Source organism: Methanospirillum stamsii, from assembly GCF_003173335.1.
GTDB classification, from domain to species: domain Archaea; phylum Halobacteriota; class Methanomicrobia; order Methanomicrobiales; family Methanospirillaceae; genus Methanospirillum; species Methanospirillum stamsii.
Genome location: NZ_QGMZ01000008.1, coordinates 47,233 through 64,414, shown reverse-complemented (window position 1 = coordinate 64,414; position 17,182 = coordinate 47,233). Strand labels below are relative to the sequence as shown.

Annotated in this window: 25 protein-coding genes and 2 tRNA genes; 3 read left to right on the top strand and 24 right to left on the bottom strand. The window is 46.7% G+C overall.

Translation table 11 applies throughout. The features are described from left to right. Positions 1 to 13 precede the first annotated feature (13 nt). The 23 genes from DLD82_RS03410 to DLD82_RS03300 form a co-directional block, all read right to left on the bottom strand. Positions 14 to 1,351 carry an RNase J family beta-CASP ribonuclease gene (locus tag DLD82_RS03410; protein ID WP_109939708.1) on the bottom strand — a complete coding sequence of 446 codons (1,338 nt, stop codon included), beginning with the start codon at positions 1,349 to 1,351 and terminating at the stop codon, positions 14 to 16. A 16-nt stretch (positions 1,352 to 1,367) separates the two neighbouring features. Then, positions 1,368 to 2,432 carry a type 2 isopentenyl-diphosphate Delta-isomerase gene (gene fni / locus DLD82_RS03405; RefSeq protein WP_109939707.1) on the bottom strand — a complete coding sequence of 355 codons (1,065 nt, stop codon included), beginning with the start codon at positions 2,430 to 2,432 and terminating at the stop codon, positions 1,368 to 1,370. After that, entirely contained in the window at positions 2,429 to 3,199 is a 771-nt protein-coding gene (locus DLD82_RS03400) for an isopentenyl phosphate kinase (RefSeq protein ID WP_109939706.1), read from the bottom strand. The genes fni and DLD82_RS03400 overlap by 4 nt, the downstream gene beginning before the upstream one ends. Beyond that, complete coding sequence (mvk, locus tag DLD82_RS03395) at positions 3,192 to 4,061, bottom strand: mevalonate kinase (RefSeq protein WP_109939705.1); 870 nt, start codon at positions 4,059 to 4,061, stop codon at positions 3,192 to 3,194. Before mvk ends, DLD82_RS03400 begins: the two co-directional genes overlap by 8 nt. After that, positions 4,061 to 4,855 (bottom strand): AmmeMemoRadiSam system protein B, encoded by a 795-nt coding sequence (gene amrB / locus DLD82_RS03390; RefSeq protein WP_109939704.1) that lies wholly within the window; start codon positions 4,853 to 4,855, stop codon positions 4,061 to 4,063. Before amrB ends, mvk begins: the two co-directional genes overlap by 1 nt. A 64-nt stretch (positions 4,856 to 4,919) precedes the next feature. Beyond that, positions 4,920 to 5,528: a 30S ribosomal protein S2 gene (gene rpsB / locus DLD82_RS03385; RefSeq protein WP_109939703.1), complete on the bottom strand. Its 609-nt coding sequence runs from the start codon at positions 5,526 to 5,528 to the stop codon at positions 4,920 to 4,922. Then, entirely contained in the window at positions 5,515 to 6,723 is a 1,209-nt protein-coding gene (gene eno / locus DLD82_RS03380) for a phosphopyruvate hydratase (protein WP_109939702.1), read from the bottom strand. The genes rpsB and eno overlap by 14 nt, the downstream gene beginning before the upstream one ends. 8 nt (positions 6,724 to 6,731) lie before the next feature. Further along, positions 6,732 to 6,899 (bottom strand): DNA-directed RNA polymerase subunit K, encoded by a 168-nt coding sequence (locus DLD82_RS03375; protein ID WP_109939701.1) that lies wholly within the window; start codon positions 6,897 to 6,899, stop codon positions 6,732 to 6,734. Between the two features lie 33 nt (positions 6,900 to 6,932). Continuing rightward, positions 6,933 to 7,007: transfer RNA gene (locus tag DLD82_RS03370), tRNA-Pro, on the bottom strand. Continuing rightward, positions 7,008 to 7,196: a DNA-directed RNA polymerase subunit N gene (locus tag DLD82_RS03365; protein WP_109939700.1), complete on the bottom strand. Its 189-nt coding sequence runs from the start codon at positions 7,194 to 7,196 to the stop codon at positions 7,008 to 7,010. A 40-nt stretch (positions 7,197 to 7,236) separates the two neighbouring features. Beyond that, on the bottom strand, positions 7,237 to 7,638 hold the full coding sequence (locus tag DLD82_RS03360) for a 30S ribosomal protein S9 (RefSeq protein ID WP_109939699.1): 402 nt from the start codon (positions 7,636 to 7,638) through the stop codon (positions 7,237 to 7,239). Between the two features lie 11 nt (positions 7,639 to 7,649). Then, positions 7,650 to 8,072 (bottom strand): 50S ribosomal protein L13, encoded by a 423-nt coding sequence (locus DLD82_RS03355; protein ID WP_109939698.1) that lies wholly within the window; start codon positions 8,070 to 8,072, stop codon positions 7,650 to 7,652. An 11-nt stretch (positions 8,073 to 8,083) separates the two neighbouring features. Beyond that, on the bottom strand, positions 8,084 to 8,449 hold the full coding sequence (locus DLD82_RS03350; protein ID WP_109939697.1) for a 50S ribosomal protein L18e: 366 nt from the start codon (positions 8,447 to 8,449) through the stop codon (positions 8,084 to 8,086). Between the two features lie 6 nt (positions 8,450 to 8,455). Then, positions 8,456 to 9,274, bottom strand: a complete 819-nt coding sequence (locus tag DLD82_RS03345) for a DNA-directed RNA polymerase subunit D (protein ID WP_109939696.1) — start codon at positions 9,272 to 9,274, stop codon at positions 8,456 to 8,458. Then, the gene (locus tag DLD82_RS03340; protein ID WP_181391226.1) at positions 9,274 to 9,669 is read right to left on the bottom strand and encodes a 30S ribosomal protein S11; all 396 of its coding nucleotides are present in this window, start codon (positions 9,667 to 9,669) and stop codon (positions 9,274 to 9,276) included. Before DLD82_RS03340 ends, DLD82_RS03345 begins: the two co-directional genes overlap by 1 nt. Before the next feature lie 2 nt (positions 9,670 to 9,671). Then, positions 9,672 to 10,217 (bottom strand): 30S ribosomal protein S4, encoded by a 546-nt coding sequence (locus DLD82_RS03335; RefSeq protein ID WP_109939694.1) that lies wholly within the window; start codon positions 10,215 to 10,217, stop codon positions 9,672 to 9,674. A 12-nt stretch (positions 10,218 to 10,229) separates the two neighbouring features. Next, entirely contained in the window at positions 10,230 to 10,685 is a 456-nt protein-coding gene (locus DLD82_RS03330) for a 30S ribosomal protein S13 (protein ID WP_109939693.1), read from the bottom strand. Between the two features lie 36 nt (positions 10,686 to 10,721). Further along, positions 10,722 to 10,805: transfer RNA gene (locus DLD82_RS03325), tRNA-Ser, on the bottom strand. A gap of 119 nt (positions 10,806 to 10,924) precedes the next feature. After that, the gene (locus tag DLD82_RS03320; protein ID WP_109939692.1) at positions 10,925 to 11,896 is read right to left on the bottom strand and encodes a deoxyhypusine synthase; all 972 of its coding nucleotides are present in this window, start codon (positions 11,894 to 11,896) and stop codon (positions 10,925 to 10,927) included. Positions 11,897 to 11,945: 49 nt separating this feature from the next. Beyond that, entirely contained in the window at positions 11,946 to 12,725 is a 780-nt protein-coding gene (locus DLD82_RS03315; RefSeq protein ID WP_109939691.1) for a CBS domain-containing protein, read from the bottom strand. Next, positions 12,722 to 13,480, bottom strand: a complete 759-nt coding sequence (locus DLD82_RS03310; RefSeq protein WP_109939690.1) for a CBS domain-containing protein — start codon at positions 13,478 to 13,480, stop codon at positions 12,722 to 12,724. The genes DLD82_RS03315 and DLD82_RS03310 overlap by 4 nt, the downstream gene beginning before the upstream one ends. A gap of 5 nt (positions 13,481 to 13,485) precedes the next feature. Beyond that, the gene (locus DLD82_RS03305) at positions 13,486 to 14,361 is read right to left on the bottom strand and encodes a CBS domain-containing protein (protein ID WP_109939689.1); all 876 of its coding nucleotides are present in this window, start codon (positions 14,359 to 14,361) and stop codon (positions 13,486 to 13,488) included. A gap of 240 nt (positions 14,362 to 14,601) precedes the next feature. Beyond that, a complete protein-coding gene (locus DLD82_RS03300; RefSeq protein ID WP_109939688.1) occupies positions 14,602 to 15,168 on the bottom strand; it encodes a CBS domain-containing protein in 567 nt (188 codons plus the stop codon). A 214-nt stretch (positions 15,169 to 15,382) separates the two neighbouring features. On the opposite strand from DLD82_RS03300, the gene DLD82_RS03295 reads away from it, so the two are divergent. From DLD82_RS03295 to DLD82_RS03285, 3 genes are read left to right on the top strand one after another with little or no spacing between them, the layout of a single operon-like run. Continuing rightward, positions 15,383 to 16,012 (top strand): Era-like GTP-binding protein, encoded by a 630-nt coding sequence (locus tag DLD82_RS03295; protein WP_109939687.1) that lies wholly within the window; start codon positions 15,383 to 15,385, stop codon positions 16,010 to 16,012. Positions 16,013 to 16,017: 5 nt separating this feature from the next. Beyond that, positions 16,018 to 16,377 (top strand): DUF2073 domain-containing protein, encoded by a 360-nt coding sequence (locus DLD82_RS03290; RefSeq protein WP_109939686.1) that lies wholly within the window; start codon positions 16,018 to 16,020, stop codon positions 16,375 to 16,377. Positions 16,378 to 16,380: 3 nt separating this feature from the next. Continuing rightward, the gene (locus DLD82_RS03285) at positions 16,381 to 16,767 is read left to right on the top strand and encodes a Zn-ribbon domain-containing protein (RefSeq protein ID WP_109939685.1); all 387 of its coding nucleotides are present in this window, start codon (positions 16,381 to 16,383) and stop codon (positions 16,765 to 16,767) included. Between the two features lie 10 nt (positions 16,768 to 16,777). Here the strand turns inward: DLD82_RS03285 and yciH are convergent, their stop codons facing one another. Then, positions 16,778 to 17,086, bottom strand: coding sequence for a stress response translation initiation inhibitor YciH (yciH, locus tag DLD82_RS03280; protein WP_109939684.1), 309 nt, complete (start codon positions 17,084 to 17,086; stop codon positions 16,778 to 16,780). Between the last annotated feature and the right edge of the window lie 96 nt (positions 17,087 to 17,182).

Here is a 17,182-nt window from a genome sequence, read left to right as displayed (position 1 = left end):
TAATCAGTTTCCATTATGCCAGTTTTTGTCTCTGGCCATTTGTCATCAGGAAAAAGTCCTTGTTCAGGGTATAACCCATCTCTCTTGCAAGGTCCAGGTACTCGGAAGTCAGGTCAATCCCACCATGGGCCGACACAATGTACTGTGGATTAAGGAGATGGATAAATTCGTAATGGTCCTCACAATACGCATGTCCGCTCACATGAAGTTCATCAAATAACCGTGCTCCCTGCCCTTTGAGGAGAGTAAACATTCTGTACCGCTGGGCTCGGTTCATGTCGTTCGGAATGAGCTGGGCACTAATCATGACTTTATCTCCCCGCTCAATTCTGTAAGGAGTGTCATTTTGGGCAATCCGGGTGAGAATTGAACCTGGCTCACCCTGGTGACCGGTAACAATAGGAACATACTGATCTTTTCCGGTCTTAATCAGACGACGCAGGGTTCGTTCAACCACGCGGCGGTTTCCAAAGACACTTGTGGTATCCGGGAACCTGACCAGTTTCATCTGTTCTGCAGTTACACAATACCGTTCCATTGAACGGCCAAGCAGGAGAGGTTTTCTACCAATTTCATTGGCACACTCTGCGATTGTTTTTACCCTGGCAATGTGTGAGGCAAAAGTACTGACAATGATTGCATTTTTATCATCCTCATAACTTGTCATCACATCGCGGACCATGCTTTTTGCAATCTGCTCGCTCGGACACCGGCCTTTCCGGTTCACATTCGTAGATTCAGTAATAAGGCAGAGTACCCCTTCATTTCCGATCTTCTTAAATTTCGCAAAATCCGGCGGTTCTCCCAGTACCGGATTCCTATCGAGTTTGAAATCCAGGGCATAGATGATGGCACCTTTTGGAGTATAGAGAGCAACCGTTGCAGTATCAATTATACTGTGCTGGGTCCGGACAAATTCCATCGAAAGAATGTTCGAAATGTTGTATCTCTGCCCGTATTTGAGTGCGATTAATTTATTGTTAACACCAAACTTCTTTTCACCTTCAATCTGCTGTTTTACCAGTTCAATTGTGTATGGTGTACCAAGAATCGGAGCATTATACCGATGTGCAAGTTTTGGTACTGCTCCCAGGTGATCCAGATGACCATGTGAAAGGATAATTGCTTTCACCGTCCCTTCCAATTGATTCATCGCGGTATCATCAGGGATAACACCCATCTGGATAAGATCCAGAGAATGAGTATTTTCCAGTTCCATTTCCGGATGCATCATCAGGGAATCCAGCCGAATCCCCATATCAAATATTATTATTTCTTTTCCGCAGCGGACGGCGGTCATATTTCGTCCAAATTCGTTATATCCGCCCACTGCAAGGATCTCAATATCCAATGTTAATTCCTCCTTGTCATTTTTCTATCATATCCCGTGTATTGCCGGTAACATACCACCGGGCTTCAGGTAACTCGGAGATTCGGGATTTTCCAGTGAGAAACATACAAATTCGTAATTCCTGATGAATTGTACTGATAACCTCTCGCAAGGCCTTTGGACCTTCGCATGCTGGTTTTAAAAGCGGGAGTGCCATTCCGGCCAGATCCGCTCCCAGAACCAGTGCTTTTGCAAGGTCAATGCCGGACCTTATTCCCCCACTTGCGATAACCGGTCCATTACATTTCTCTATCTCGAATAAACTCACTGCGGTCGGAATACCCCATATTCCAAACCGTTCTCCAAGTCCTTTGAGTTGCAGGTTTTCTTTGCCGGCAACGCTCCCCGACCGGTGGCTTTCAATAAGTGCCCAGGAAGAACCCCCATATCCACCGATATCCATGCAGGCAGCACCAGCCCCGTAACATCGCAGACCGGTTTCATACGAAATACCACAACCGGTCTCTTTTACAATTACCGGAACCTTCAGTTCCCTGCAAAGTTCACGAAGAGCAGTAAAACATCCACTGGCGTCGTGATCCCCTTCAGGCTGAATTGATTCCTGTAAAAAATTGAGATGAATGGCCAGGGCATCTGCATCAATCATCTCAACTGCACGTTCAGCCCAATCAATGCCATGATCCTTAAGCTGAACAATTCCCAGGTTTCCTACAATGAATGTATCCGGGGCTTTTTCCCTGACAATAGAAAAAGTATCTGCAAGATCCGGGTTTTCGATTGCAGCCCGTTGTGATCCAACACCAATGCCAAGACCAAATTCTCCTGCAATTTCTGCAAGTACAGCATTTACTTCTTTTGTCTCCGGATGCCCGCCGGTCATTGCGGATATAAAAAGGGGAGAGCCTAATTCATGGCCGAGAAACCGGGTATTCAGAGAAAGACTGTCCATGTCAATATCGGGGAGTGCTTCATGGACAAGTCTGATATCTTCAAAACCGGTATTACCGGATTCTATTGGTTCATCCAGACAAATTCGAAGGTGGTCTAGTTTGCGGGAGGAGGTAAAATCACGCCTGTTCATTCTGCCTCCGGCTTAATCCTGGTTCCACCATGATTAGTCCCGCTCAAAAACTCCCTGAGCTTTGAGATATGAAATATTTCAGACTCAATGCCTCTGTCAGCCAGGCGCAGGAGTTCGGTAATTTTTCCTTGCATGCCTCCGGTCACATCAACATGGCCGGAGCCTCCAATCCTGATGGTATGCGCCATATTCCGGCGCAGTTCCCTCACAACCGTCCCATCGACATCAAGCACTCCGGCCACATCGGTTGCAAGCCCGATGCGATCAATAGAGAGCTTTTCTGCCAATACCCTGACCAGTTGATCACCGGAAACGATGCATGCTCCTTTCATGGTGTCCATTACAACATCCCCATGCAGAACCGGTACCATGCCAAGGTCAAGCATGAGGTTTATATGATCCAGGCAGTATCCGGAGAGTTCACCACCGGATGCCACCATTCCCTGAAACGGATGGACACTAATTGCTTCTAATCCCTCATTACGAAGCGTCCTGACAACCAGTTCATTCAGAGATGATACTGCAAGGTGAGTCTCGTAAATTCCAACCCGGTTATTCTTCGAAACCCCTTCCTGTATGCGGTACCGCTTTGCCTGCGGGTGTCCACATGATCCTGCACCATGAATGAGTATGAGAGGAATATCAGAATATTCACGAAGTGCTTTGGCTACTTCCCGGAGCACATCTTCACGGACGGTCCCCGTATCACCACCGGCCTTATGAGTGATGACACTCCCTCCAAGTTTAAGAATTGTTCTATCAGGCATCCCGCTCCTTTCTCAGCCCCTCGGTGTCAAGGCAGGTGATTATTGCCCGGCCTTCAAACACTTCAATTGCACCGGCTATTCGTGCACGAATATTTTTCGGAGCTATTGCTACCATACAGCCACCTCCCCCTGCACCGGTGATTTTCGCACCAAATGCACCGGTTGAACGTGCTGCAAGCACCAGTCTTGAGAGCTGAGGGTGGCCGACACCCAGTGTCTCAAGAAGAGAGTGATTCATATCCATCAGTTTCCCAAGGTATGCAGGTTCATCCAGGTGCTTCATTGCATCCATAACGATCGCTTCAATAGAGTCGAGTACCGGATTAATTATTGATGGATGCTTCTGTTTGATCTCAGCTACCTTCTCAACCATCCTGCTTGTTGAGTGAGAAACCTGAGTATTACCAACTATGAGGTGGTAATTTTGTGGGGCAAGACGCTTACGTGTTCCCCCTTTTATCAGGAACATACCACCATAGGTAGAGACTGTGGTATCTGTTGCACTGGCCCGGCCTTTCTGGACTTTTTTCTCAATCTTCCAGGCCATTTCAGCGATCTGTTCCCTGCTCCTCCCCAGGTCAAATTCGTCGTTAATTGCTGCAAGTGTTGCAACGGTAACTGCTGCTGATGAACCAAGCCCGGATGAACTCGGGAGTTGTGAATTGATATATACGCTTCCTTTTACTCCGAACTCACGGAAACACTGATCGATATACGGTGATTTTGCATGATGCGGATGATTGGTTTTTCTGACGGTTACATATACACGCGGTCTGATGGCAAGTGCTATCCCGGGTTTTTCATAGAGAACGGCATGTTCTCCAAATAAAAAGACCTTTCCGGGTGCACTCCAGGTTGCCACTATTGCACCGCCAACGCCGCATATCCTACGACCTGATCATAATCACCGCTTGACTCCCCTGAAGTGGTATATCCAAGCAGGTCGCACCGGGTTTTTCCCCGGGTCATTAATACTTCAACCATGCAGCCAATTGGCCCGTATCCACAGGCCGTTATATGATGAGTTTGTATTCTGGAGAAAAACTCAGGAATATCCATATTTACAAGCGCCTCTATCGCGTAATGATCGTCACGATATGCCTTTTCAGCAGAGACATAATGAGAAAAATCACTTGAAGCCACGATTTTTACCGGTTTTTCATATTTTTCCAGAGCATTGGTGATGATGGATGAGACACGACGGACTTCGGAGAGGGTCTGATTACCCATCATTACCGGAAGAATCCTGGATTTTGGAAACCGGTGTTGTATGAAAGGCATCTGCACTTCCAGAGAGTTCTCGGAGCCATAACTCATCGCCCGTTCATCAACAGGAAGGTCGATGTATGATCCAAGAACAGTATCCGGTTCCAGAATCCCAAGCGGAGTTTCCCAGGGAACCTGTGAAATACAGGTAGGAAAACCCCTGTGACTTGGACCTATGATCAGAAAGGTTCCGTCAAACCGATCGTCGAATGCAGCAAAAGCCTGTGCTGCAATTTTACCGGAGTATACATACCCGGCATGTGGAGAAACCACTCCTGCTGCATCTCCGGATGATGGATAATCCCGAAATAATTCAGTCAGAAGTTGCCTGAGACGTCCGGGATCACCGGGATAAAACATCCCGGCAACCGTGCTGGCTCTGCTCATCATGGACGAGGGATTGAACCCTGATACGTTTCAGGATATCGGTTCTATATAATCCAGTCCGGGGATCTTACATCTCGGTTTCGAAATCTTCAGGTGTAAGGGAAGTATTGTACCCTTTGTGTCTGAGGAACTCCTTGGTCAGGAGGAAGTAGATCATGGAGAGTGCCTTACGTCCTTTGTTGTTGGTTGGGATTACAACATCCACAAGGCTGGTCATGTTATTGGTATCACAAAGTGCCACAACAGGGATACTAACCTGAATAGCCTCTTTTATGACCTGCAGATCACTGACCGGGTCAGTAACGACAACGACATCAGGTTCTGCATACCGTGGAAGACGCGGGTTTGTAAGGGTTCCAGGAATATATCTGCCAATAATCGGGGTTGCACCAATTGAATCTGCAAATCTGCGTGCAGGGTACTGCCCATATTGACGGGAAGTTATAACCAGGATCTTTGCCGGGTCATACTGGGAAAGGAATTTCGCTCCCAGTTTAATCCGCTCATCAGTTTCCCTGATATCCAGAATGTATAATCCATCACCGCGGACGCGGTAAATGAAGTTCTTCATGTCGCTGCTTTTCTGCTGGGTACCGATGTGTACACCTGCTGCAAGATACTCTTCAACTGAAACAAGTGGTTCGTTCAGTTCAATCTCCATTTCATTTCCGTTCATAGATACTCTCCTCAATCCTAATGAGTTCGTTCAGTTTGGCTGTCCGCTCCCCGCCGACAACCCCCGTTTTTATAAATACACAATTAAATGCACACGCAAGATGTGCAATGGTCGTGTCTTCTGTCTCTCCAGATCGGTGAGACATGACTGTTTCCAGCCCGTTCCTCTGGGCAATATCAATCGCCTCAAAGGTATCGGTCAGGGTTCCTATCTGATTGGGCTTTATAAGTACACAGTTAGTACTTCCCTGTGTCAGACCATCCTGAATCCGCTTTTTGTTTGTGACAAAAAGGTCATCTCCACAGATCAGACACCTGTTTCCGGTTTCTCTGTTCAGAGCAGCAAATCCTGCATAATCCTCTTCATACAGGGGATCTTCGACATATACCAGTTCATATTCGTCGATGAGATCTGCAATATATGTCACCTGGTCTTCAGATGAGCGAAGTCTGCCATCCCTGTACCGGTACATCCCGGACTCAGGATCATACAACTGACTTGCTGCAACATCTATACCAGGACTTATTTCAAATCCTGCTTCATCCGAAGCAATATCTGCTGCTTCTGAGAGAACCTCAAATGCATCCGGATCAGAGATCGGGGGAGCCCATGCCCCTTCATCCCCTTTTCCAGTAGATATTCCACGTTTTGTCAGGAGTTCACGCACAAGAGCATGAACCCGGGCATTTGCGAATATTCCATCACGAACACGCTCACATCCGGTTGGGACCACCAGGAATTCCTGGATCTCTGTTGCGTAGGGTGCATGTGCTCCACCGCCAATCACGTTCCCAAGAGGCCTTGGAGCATGAGCCACAAATACTCCGCCAATGTGCTGCCATAAAGGGATATTGCGTGAGTCTGCTGCTGCTTTTGAGGCAGCGAGAGACAATGCAACAGCAACATTCGCCCCAATCCGGGAGAAATTTCCGGTTCCATCAATCTCGTGGAGGAGTGAATCAAATCCTATCTGATCTGAAACATCAACCCCGATAAGATGCGGAATTACCTGTATAGTTGCATCAGAAACAGCATCTGACGGATCACGTACTACTGCTTCATATATTCCAGTACTGGCACCACCCGGAGCCGCTGCCCTGCCAAATCCATTTTCAGTCCGGACCTCAGCTTCAACCGTCTTTTTCCCCCGGGAATCGAGGATGATTCGCAGAGTTATTCCGCGCGTGATGGTCATTCAGCCCACTATCTCCGTTTTACAGTGATCGGAATGACATCACGCTCGAATTCCTCCATTGCAATCTCAAGTGGATCAATACTTGGAGTTGCAACAAGGATCGGGGCACCCATTGAAATCTGAAGTGCCCGGGCGCCTACAATTCGCGCCTTCTCATAGCGAGTATATATTTGCATGCGTAACTCCTCAAAAATCCGTTGGCACAAGAATGGGGTCGCTGAGATTCGAACTCAGGTCAGAGCGTCCCGAACGCCCTAGGATGGTCCAGGCTACCCTACGACCCCTCATTGGTATGGGTTAAGCTCGTCAATAATCTCCTTGTGCGTGAGTAACATACACCGGCAACAATACCGATCCATACCGAGATCGTCGAGGATCTTTTTAGGATCCTCGTTCTCATCTCGACGGCGTTTATATTCCTCGTATGCAGTGGAGATTACCTTTCCGCAGGTGAAACAGCGAACCGGTATCATATAGTTGCTCCACTAATGTTATAGTTCATCGTTATAAAGCTCACCGGTATGACTTCTGGAATTTCTTCCGTGCCCCACGACCATGTGGCTTCTTGGCTTCTTTCTGACGTGAGTCGTTCACGAGAAGACTACGATCGTATACATGATAAACATCTTTCATGCGAGGATCGTTATGCCATTTCACAATTCCCCTGGCAAGTGCAGTGCGCACAGCTTCTGCCTGCCCCATAATTCCTCCGCCAGCTACCTTAATGGAAACATCCACACCATCCAGGACTCCCGGAAGGAGTTGGAGTGGTTCAGAGATCTTCATTCTGACAAGCTCGGTGGAGAACACATCAAGGGTGAAAGAGTTTATCCGAACAACTCCTTTACCTGGCCGTAATGTTGCCCGGGCAACCGCAGTTTTTCTTTTTCCACTGGTATTGATTATTCTCATCAGAGGTCACCTGATCAATATTTTGCTCCAAGGAACGTGCTGATGGCACCAAGTGTCACATGTGACGGATTCCCCAGCCGCTTCTTGCTTGCATACTCAATCGTTTCACTCGGCAGACCTGAAAGTTCATCAGGTGCACCGACATAAATTTTGATCCGTTTCATGGCCTCGATTCCCCGCTCGCGCTTGTAGGGAATCATACCACGAATAGTTCTTTTCAGAATGTGATCAGGTCTTCTCGGGAAGAACGGACCACCTTCACGTGAACCGCGTTCGCGTTTATGCTTGTAATTATTCAGGACGCGTGCACGGTTGCCGGACACAACTGCTTTTTCGGCGTTGATCACTGCGATATCTTCGCCAGCTAAGGCGCGTTTTGCAACCGTACTGGCTAGTCTCCCGATAAGCAGGCCATCACCATCAATTACCGTTACCATGAGTCTTGCACCTACCTCAGTATCCTGGTCCTGCTCCCTTTCGGGTTTTTGGAAAGCAGCTGTTCAATACTGATACACTGCCCTTTTGCTTCGGTGATCTTACTTATTGCAGCATCTGAAAAACTCAGTGCAGCTACCGTCACACCTGCCTCAACAACTCCGCTCCCCAGCACTTTTCCCGGGACAATCAGGGTTTCCCCATCCTGTGCATACCGGTTAATTTTGCTGACATTAACTTCCGCGTAATTCTTCCGTGACTTCTCGAGTCTGGAAGCAATATCACTCCAGATCTCAACTTCGTTCTCACGCGACGTCTGCTTCAGGAGTCTGATGAGTTCGGCAAGGCGCGGATTGGACTTATCATTCCTTCTGGTCATGCTCCGTTACCCTCTTATTTCGCTCAAAGCCTCGTATAATTCATCTGACTGATTCTTGAGAAACAGCAGTCCCTGTTTAATAATCCTGACAGTAGGTAATGCTCCGGCACTCTCTACAGTAAAGAGAAACCGTCGGTCATCCATTTTAATATGGATTGCTGGTTCATCCCCGATCCCACTATTCAGACATGCCTGCTCACAGAGACGGCATAGAGAACATGATTCAAGGGCACCATCTTTTAGACCTATTGCAGATCCTTTTACCAGAAGAATTTCCTTCGGGCAGACCTCAACACAAAGCCCACACCCGTCACACCGGTCATCGTGGGTTATAATCGGGTAGTTCTTATATCCGCATATCGTAGTGGGGGACCATTTTGCATGCTCCATTCCACGTTCCATGTATGCCTGTGCTTCAATCACGACCTTCTGGTTCTTCTCAAGCTTCACGATTGGAATATTGTCCAGAGCAGGTCTTACGACAGAGTCCTGGGAAATCAGGTCTCCTGAGGTAACCATACACGGACCTTCAACACTCATGGTGAGTGTTACCGTACAACGGGTACATCCTGCCCCATTGCAGGAACACTTACTTCGTGGGACAAAACTGTCCGGATCGGTCACCAGCGGAATTAATCCGAGCCGGTGTGTCAGGATTTCGTCGAAGAGAGCACTGGCATTGTCATAGATCTTGACATCTTCAATGGCAAAAGCCATGACCTCACTGATCATTGCACGGCGAAGAGCATTCGCAAATGCAATTGAAGCGTCATCCAGAGCAAACGATGCACTGCCCTCTTCAAGACTGCTGAATTCGATCTTCATCAGACTCTACGACCCCTTCTCCCGCCTTTTGGCCTGATAGAGTCATGGGGTACCGGAGTCACATCTTCAATGAGTCCGATACGCATCCCTGCACGGGCAAGTGCACGAATTGCAGCCTGAGCTCCCGGGCCGGGTGACCGCTGCTTTCCACGGCCGGGTGCACGAACCTTCACATGAAGTCCGACTAACCCCTTTTCCCGTGCTGCCTGGGCCACATTCCCTGCCATCTGCATTGCAGCATATGGAGAACTTTCGTTTCGGTCCTGCTTGACAACCATTCCTCCGGAACTCTTCGTAATGGTTTCAGCACCGGTCAGGTCTGTTACTGTGATGATGGTATTATTAAATGATGCGTAGATGTGTGCAACGCCCCATTTTTCCTTCCCTTCAGCCATAATTATCTCCCAACCTTCGCAATACGCTGGCGTTCAGAATGTATATCGCTAACCAGTGGTGACGAACCAGAGTAAGAAATCTCTTCCTGTTCCTTTGCATTAACGACATAACCAGGAATTGTGACACGACGTCCACTAATTGCGATGTGTCCATGAGTAATGAACTGACGAGCCTGCTTTGGTGAACGGGCAAACCCACGGCGATAGACCTGTGTCTGAAGCCGCCGGTCAAGTTGCTGTTCAACTTTGAGTGCAAGCACATCATCAATATCGGCGTTCTCTCCGATCATCCCTGACCGTTGCAGGGAGCCGATGAGTTCATCCTTTTTCCGTTCAACTCTTTCCTGTTCAGAACCGGTAGACTGCAGAGCGATTATCTCACGTGCTGCTTTTCGGTATTTCCGAAGTGCCCCCTTGGCAATCCAGACCTCACGCTTGTTTCTGAGACCATACTCAATTACAAGGCGGGTCTCTTCCTCAATACGGGAAAGTTCAAACGGACGCTTGGGTGTCTGGTATTGTTTATGATTTTTACCTGGATATCCCATATTTCATCCCGCCTAGACTCTCTTTCTCTTCACACCGACAATCAGACCTGTTCTTCCACAGGATTTCGTACGCTGACCACGGACTTTCTGACCAGTCTCGTGACGGATCCCGCGATATGCACGAATCTTCTTGAGAAGATTAATGTCATCATCAACGGTCATCATCACATCTGCTCCAAGCAGATGGCGTTTCTCACCGGTGTAAATGTCTTTAGGTCGGTTAGACATCCAGACAGGAATCCGTTCGGCATAATTACTAACAACTTCCCGAATCCGGTCAACGGATGCTTCTTCAAGCTTACCCATCAACGCGTTCTTCTCTACACTCGCAGTTTCAGCAATGAACTTCGCAGTGTGTCGCCCGACACCTTTGATGCCGGTCAGGGAAGTAATAACGGGCTTCGTCCCGTCAAGGTCGGTATTATTAACCCTGACAAAGTAGTTTATCTCTTGTTCATCCTGAGCCATGCAATGCCTCACTTCAGGGAATTGCCTGCGTGTCAGCGTTGAGGGAGGGATTTGAACCCCCGAGTCCCAAGGGACACAGGGTTAGCAACCCTGCGCCATACCTGGCTTGGCTACCTCAACATGCAAAATCGCATCTTATCGACACTCGCAACAGATGATCTGCTGCTACAGGAATTGTGCTTACTAATGTGGACGAGAATGCCATATAAGGATTATGATGCAGTCCCATAATCCAACCATCATTTTTCCTGATTCGAACGGGATACACCAGATGCAATAAGTGCCGACGTAACAAGTGGAAGAGCGATGGTTGCATCACAAAAGCACTGGACCTTTGTACATGTGCAGGATTCTTTTCCCCAGGATATCGCTTCTTCAAACGTGCAACCAGAAAGACCGCCATAATGGGGTGTGTCAGTAGTATACTGAATAGCGTAGTCATGACCACCACATCCGTGTTCATGAATTGAAGCAATAACCTGTGTTTGCTGGATAAAATTTTTTGGAACACCGCCACCTACATAAATCACTCCGGTTGAAGAGGCGCGCTCCACCAGCGTTGTGAGCGCATCTGCATCAGCCAGTTGATCAACCGATATTTTGACACCATGCTTCCTTGCCATCACAAGGGCAATACCGATAGATGAATCACAGAGAGCAGGAGTGAATATCGGAACCCCCAGTTTTGCTGCTGTTGCTGTCACTGATCTGCCATCTGGATATTGAGAGAGCAGATGAAGCCCGAGAAGACGAATGAATTCAGCAGAAGAACCAGAAAATCCCCCAATTGAATTTGCAAATGATGCAATCTGCGCATCAATATTGCGAAATTCTTCTTCATAGGCAAAAACATCATATATCCGGTCAATCCCATTTTGGAACAGTTCCTGATCATTAGCCTGGTGATATCCGATGTAATGATTCACTCCATAATGACCACAGATATCATGGAAAATATTGGCTCCCGTTGAAACCAGGACATCGACATAATTCCGCTCAAGTAGCTCAATAAGACATTCCTGCATACCTGCCGGAATCATGGCTCCGGAAAGTCCCATGATTATTGTTACACCCGGACTCTGAATCATCTGCTGCCAGACAGAAACCGACTCCCCCAGTTTTCTTCCCTGAAATCCGGTTCTGCTCATTTTATTCAATAACTCGTCAACCCGGCGATCAGGGATGACAGGCTGCATAGGAGGGAGGATCATAAGAGCGGATTTAACTCTGAATGTATAAGGAAATATCGAAATAAAAAAGTTATAATGCCCGGATAAGAGACTGCCGGGTCACTATTCCCACAACCTTTCCATTATCTGTAACCGGAAGGCTGCTTATGTTCTTTGAAAGCATGAGTGAAACAACATCACTAACTGATGAATTAACGTCAGTGCTTACAGCAGGAGAACTCATGATGTCCTTGACCAGAATATTTCTTATCTGGTGTTCCTGATGTCTGTCATCTACTGCTTCCCTGAATTTTGTCAGAGCTACGGCCACATCAGTTTCAGACACAAGGCCTGCCATTTTATTCTCAGCCATAACCACGTACCTGCCAATCTTTTCATCAACCATTTTTCTTCGGAGATGAACCATTCTCTCTCCGGCTTCAATGACATGATGAGGATCAGTAACTGAAGGCAGATCACCGTCTGGAATCATTTTTGCAAGTAAATCTCCATAGGTAACCTGACCGACCATCTTGTTGTCTTCATTATATACCACTGCCAGTTTTGCCTGGTTTTGAAGAAGCGGTATCAGGACATCAAGTTCCTGGTCTTCATAAACAATGGTGAATTCCGTATCAATGGTATTGGAGACGTGAATTGTAGTGGGCGCTACTTCTGAACTATGTCTTGCCCCAAGTTTTTCTACTATCTTCTGACGGGATACGGTACCGACCACTTCATCATGGTGAAGAACCACCAGTGGGTCAAGTCCGGTATCAAGCATTTTATCCAAGGCTTCAGTCACCGGAGCAGATTTTGCTATGGTGACCGGTTTAGCCATCACGTCTCGTATAAATATGGTATTGGTCATAAAACCACTTCCCGTATTATGTCATCTCTGGTAATTATTCCAATAATGCCAGTCTCACCGGTGACTATCACACATGTACAGGCATTTTTCTGCATTAATGCCACAGCATCACCGGTTCTCGCTGTTTCAGGAAGAGAAGGAATTATTGACCGCATGATTCCTGACGCGGTACCAGAACCCGCATGGTCAGGCCGTTCTTCGTAGAACGCAAGATCGGTATCGGTAATAATTCCCACAGGACTTCCATCATCAACAACGATAACTGCTCCTTCGCCTTTTTTCATCAAATCCACTACATGGGCTGATGAATGAGAAGATGTCACCACAACTGGTTTGTGCATCAGTTCTCTTACCGGAACATCCAGTTCACGAACAATCTGGGAACGCAGCACATCGGTTCTTGTCAGAATACCCAGGATGATTCCAAGGTCAATCACCGGTGCTCCGGATATTTTGTGGGTTATCATCAGCAAAAGCGCATCCCTGATACTGCTATCCGGAGACAGACTTACAATATCTCCGGACATAACCCGGTTCAAAGGTTCGTTATCAATCAGACGAAACCTCCAGTCTGGATCATTTTTTCTCAGGCGATAGCCGATGTCTTTCTTTGTTACAATACCGAGTGCGCGACCATCATCCACTATAAGAATCCGGGATATCCGATGCTTCAGCATCAGATTTCGTGCATAAGATACCGTATCATAGGGTTTTGCAGCATGTACAGGTGCTGTCATCAGGTCAGAAACCAGCATTTTTATCACCTGTTGTTTACACCAGAATCAAATGCTTTTACAAGGTCGAATTCAGTAACCAGTCCGACAAGCCTGCTCTGCTCTATTACCGGCAATGCTCCGACTTTCTTTGCCATCATGGCCCGGGCAGCATCAGTAATTGTCGCATCGGGATCAGTGGTAAAGAGATTGCCGCTTAATAAATCGCGAACAGGGATATTCATAACTTCTCCAACATTCCCGGTAACAAGCTTCTCAAATACTCTTCCGGTCCCGATATATCTGACAATATCTGTTGCAGTGATTATTCCAAAGAGCACATCATTCTTAACGATGGGGAGACGGCGGAACTGATGTTCAGTCATCACTTTTGTCACAGTGGAGAGAAGACAATCCGGCTGTTGAACTAACAGTGATCGTGTCATCACATCTTCCACGTGATATGCTGCATGGGAGCGACATAATATCTTTAATACATCTCTTTCAGTCACAATCCCGGTAAGGACACCATCTTCATCAACGACAGGTATTCCACCGATTCTATCTTTGAGAATTATTTCAAGTGCTTCGTTAAGGGATGCATCAGGACGTAAGGTCCTGACCTCCGTCTTCATAATTTTACTAACACTCTCATTTATTGCAGCTAAAAAATTCCCTGAATGCTTGACATTAATGAGATTGAATAACTCGCCTCCACCAAGAAAATCAATAACATCACGTGCAGTTATGATTCCCTTCAGGCGGTGAGTTCCCGGATCGACGATCGGAAGTCTGCGAAATCCCCATTGCGTCAGTGTTTCAATCGCTCCGTAGATACGCATGGTTGGTGGAGCGGATATGACCTTGGATGTCGCTATTGTTGATACAGTTATCCGATTTTCCGGATCATTTCGTAAATTCATATGATACCAGCCTTTAGATGAAAGAAATTTAAATTGTCAAACCTGCCAGACCCAGGACCTTGGATAATTCCTGCGGGAAATGAAATAAATTCAAAAATTTTTCCGCAGGACATCTCTATCCGAATCATGGAGGATTGCTTTTTTGGAAATATTCAGTGGATCCCATAAATCCGGATTATAAACAGGCATTTTTCCTGATAAACCCGGTCGGGTCATCAGGTTTTATTGAACATACCCGCTTTATAACCGGTCATCTTCCAGACAATCCGGACAGATGAGTGCACCATCCACACTTCTCAGATCGTCAGACATCTGACCGCACCTGCTGCACATACCTGATGAGAAATCGTCTGCTTTGTTAATTACTACCAGTTCACTCATCAGTTCATTGATTTCGGTGCTTACTGCAACGATGTCCCGGACACTTACAATACCGATTACAACTCCTTTATCATTGATAATCGGCAGTCTCCGCACCCGGTTCCGAATCATTAAATGTGCCGCATCCTCAACCGTTTTTTCAGTTCCAATGGTAATCAGAGGTGAAGTCATTATTTCACTGACATGTACTTCACTTGGACGCATGTCCCTGGCAACAACCTTGCAATTAATATCCTGCTCAGTAACTATCCCCACGGCAACACCGTCTTTTAAAACAATACAACTTCCGGAAGGATCTTTACTGCACATCTTGCGTGCTGCATGGGCTACAGTTGCATGATAATCAATAGTCTTTGGATTTGTTCGCATTATTTCCCGCACCGGGACCTTGGTCTCGAGCTGGATCTTGTCACTGTTGTAGCTCATCACTAATCACCTCTAAGCTCCCCGGCAGATGCATTGCTCTGATAGTTATCGGGATTGGGTATTAATCCATCGCTCCGGTGAGGTCTCACACAATTATTATTGCTCCGAAACAGGTGGGATGACAACAATAATAATACTCCCTGAGCATACCCTTTAAGACAGGCAAATCAGGATATGCCTGATTTTTTGAAAACAGCGCCGGGACGTAACTACAATGGGAATAAGCCATACTCTCTCGCGAATCCTCTCAGGTCTTTTTCAGAAGAAAACAGCTCGTATAGGCATTTATGGCCCACCAAATGCGGGAAAAACCACCCTTGCAAATAGAATTGCAGGAGACTGGTCAGGGACAATCTCAGGAACAACCAGCGAGGTCCCCCATGAAACAAGAAGGGCGGCTCGTTCAGGAAATATCACCATCACCGGTTCAAATGGGAAATCTGTAACGATTGATATCGTTGATACACCAGGTGTAACAACCAGGGTTGATTATAAGGAGTTTCTGGAATATGGAATAGAACGTGAAGATGCAATCAACCGGGCACGCGAAGCAACTGAAGGTGTGGCAGAAGCGATGCATTGGCTTAGAGAGGATATAGACGGGGTCATTTACATGATAGATGCCACGCTCGATCCGTTTGCACAGGTAAATATCATGATGATCGGGATCATTGAAAGCCGTAAACTTCCGGTAATCATTGCAGCTAATAAGATAGATCTGCCTGATGCAACCCCACAACGGATTCGAAATGCATTCCCCCAGCACCCGGTTGTACCGGTTTCATGTCTTGATGGAACACAGATAGAGAGTCTTTATGAAGAGATGGTCAGGCATTTCAGGTGAGGAAAATGCAGGGTGTACGGATTGATCTGATATCTGAAGAACGGCTTTCACAAATGCCGTCGATGGAAAAAATACGCCTTATCCTGGATAATGTCAGGGAAGGAACCATTGTTATCCTGGAAAGCGGCCTTACTCCGGACGAACAGTCAGTCCTCATTGAAATGACCATGCAGGAGATCCTGCCGGATGGATTTTCAGGCATTGAAATTGAATCATATCCATCCAAACAAAAAAATCCGGGAGTTTTTTCACGCTTTCTAAAAGGAGATGAATCTCGAAGACTTACCGTAATCGGGCCTGCAAACCAATTAAAAATGATCCGAAAAGACCGTGGATTTATCAGTGCCTGGATCTCAGGCAGGTGACATATGCCCCACCGCTGTACCGGTTGTAACACACTTTTTCCTGATGCCCGGTATCTGAAAGATGGCTGTCCGGTCTGTGGATGCGGCAAATTCATTTATGAAAAGGGAAAAGGGAGAAAAGAAACCAGAGCAGAGCCGGATTCTAAACCCCTGGAACCTGAAACACCCCGGAAGATATCAGACGATAAGAACACGGATGTAAAAAAAGAGATCTCAAAAGATACCCAGGAGTCTGATTCTCTTGAAAGTATCCGGATCCTCGAACCCGGAAGGTACGACCTGAATCTTTCCCGACTCATTGAGTCCGATGACCGGGTAGTCAGACTGGGATCAGAGGATAGTTACCGCCTTGATCTGCATTCAATGATTCGACAGAAAAGAAAAAAATAGGTAGTTATTCTCATTTCGAGATATTGTCCACCGCGTACCCTTTCGTGCCAAGAAGATTGACTACGCGTTCACGGTGGTTACCCTGTAACTCTATGGAGTTGCCTTTGACGGTTCCGCCACAGGCCAATTTACTCTTCATAAACTTTGAAAGATCTTCAAGGTCGATATCTGTCGGATCAAGTCCTTCAATTACCGTAACCTCTTTTCCATACCGGCGTTTATTCACTTTCACGTTTATACGCTGCTGTTCTTTTGCAACTTCTTCACAGATACAGAGTTCTTTTGGCAGCCCACAGATGGAGCAGATACCACCATTCATTACTTATTCCATCTCATGTTTTACTATTAAATGCTTATCATAAAATATCCCGGTGTTTTAACGGCTTTTTAATATCAATCTGGGGAAGCGGTTATT

Bases quoted from the DNA above. Each gene is read 5' to 3' on its own strand.
- fni (WP_109939707.1), bottom strand. From the start codon at position 2,432: ATGAACAGGCGTGATTTTACCTCCTCCCGCAAACTAGACCACCTTCGA.
- DLD82_RS03400 (WP_109939706.1), bottom strand. From the start codon at position 3,199: ATGCCTGATAGAACAATTCTTAAACTTGGAGGGAGTGTCATCACTCAT.
- amrB (WP_109939704.1), bottom strand. From the start codon at position 4,855: ATGATGAGCAGAGCCAGCACGGTTGCCGGGATGTTTTATCCCGGTGAT.
- rpsB (WP_109939703.1), bottom strand. From the start codon at position 5,528: ATGAACGGAAATGAAATGGAGATTGAACTGAACGAACCACTTGTTTCA.
- eno (WP_109939702.1), bottom strand. From the start codon at position 6,723: ATGACCATCACGCGCGGAATAACTCTGCGAATCATCCTCGATTCCCGG.
- DLD82_RS03375 (WP_109939701.1), bottom strand. From the start codon at position 6,899: ATGCAAATATATACTCGCTATGAGAAGGCGCGAATTGTAGGCGCCCGG.
- DLD82_RS03365 (WP_109939700.1), bottom strand. From the start codon at position 7,196: ATGATACCGGTTCGCTGTTTCACCTGCGGAAAGGTAATCTCCACTGCA.
- DLD82_RS03355 (WP_109939698.1), bottom strand. From the start codon at position 8,072: ATGGTAACGGTAATTGATGGTGATGGCCTGCTTATCGGGAGACTAGCC.
- DLD82_RS03350 (WP_109939697.1), bottom strand. From the start codon at position 8,449: ATGACCAGAAGGAATGATAAGTCCAATCCGCGCCTTGCCGAACTCATC.
- DLD82_RS03345 (WP_109939696.1), bottom strand. From the start codon at position 9,274: ATGAAGATCGAATTCAGCAGTCTTGAAGAGGGCAGTGCATCGTTTGCT.
- DLD82_RS03340 (WP_181391226.1), bottom strand. From the start codon at position 9,669: ATGGCTGAAGGGAAGGAAAAATGGGGCGTTGCACACATCTACGCATCA.
- DLD82_RS03335 (WP_109939694.1), bottom strand. From the start codon at position 10,217: ATGGGATATCCAGGTAAAAATCATAAACAATACCAGACACCCAAGCGT.
- DLD82_RS03330 (WP_109939693.1), bottom strand. From the start codon at position 10,685: ATGGCTCAGGATGAACAAGAGATAAACTACTTTGTCAGGGTTAATAAT.
- DLD82_RS03320 (WP_109939692.1), bottom strand. From the start codon at position 11,896: ATGATCCTCCCTCCTATGCAGCCTGTCATCCCTGATCGCCGGGTTGAC.
- DLD82_RS03315 (WP_109939691.1), bottom strand. From the start codon at position 12,725: ATGACCAATACCATATTTATACGAGACGTGATGGCTAAACCGGTCACC.
- DLD82_RS03310 (WP_109939690.1), bottom strand. From the start codon at position 13,480: ATGCTGGTTTCTGACCTGATGACAGCACCTGTACATGCTGCAAAACCC.
- DLD82_RS03305 (WP_109939689.1), bottom strand. From the start codon at position 14,361: ATGAATTTACGAAATGATCCGGAAAATCGGATAACTGTATCAACAATA.
- DLD82_RS03300 (WP_109939688.1), bottom strand. From the start codon at position 15,168: ATGAGCTACAACAGTGACAAGATCCAGCTCGAGACCAAGGTCCCGGTG.
- DLD82_RS03295 (WP_109939687.1), top strand. From the start codon at position 15,383: ATGGGAATAAGCCATACTCTCTCGCGAATCCTCTCAGGTCTTTTTCAG.
- DLD82_RS03290 (WP_109939686.1), top strand. From the start codon at position 16,018: ATGCAGGGTGTACGGATTGATCTGATATCTGAAGAACGGCTTTCACAA.
- DLD82_RS03285 (WP_109939685.1), top strand. From the start codon at position 16,381: ATGCCCCACCGCTGTACCGGTTGTAACACACTTTTTCCTGATGCCCGG.
- yciH (WP_109939684.1), bottom strand. From the start codon at position 17,086: ATGAATGGTGGTATCTGCTCCATCTGTGGGCTGCCAAAAGAACTCTGT.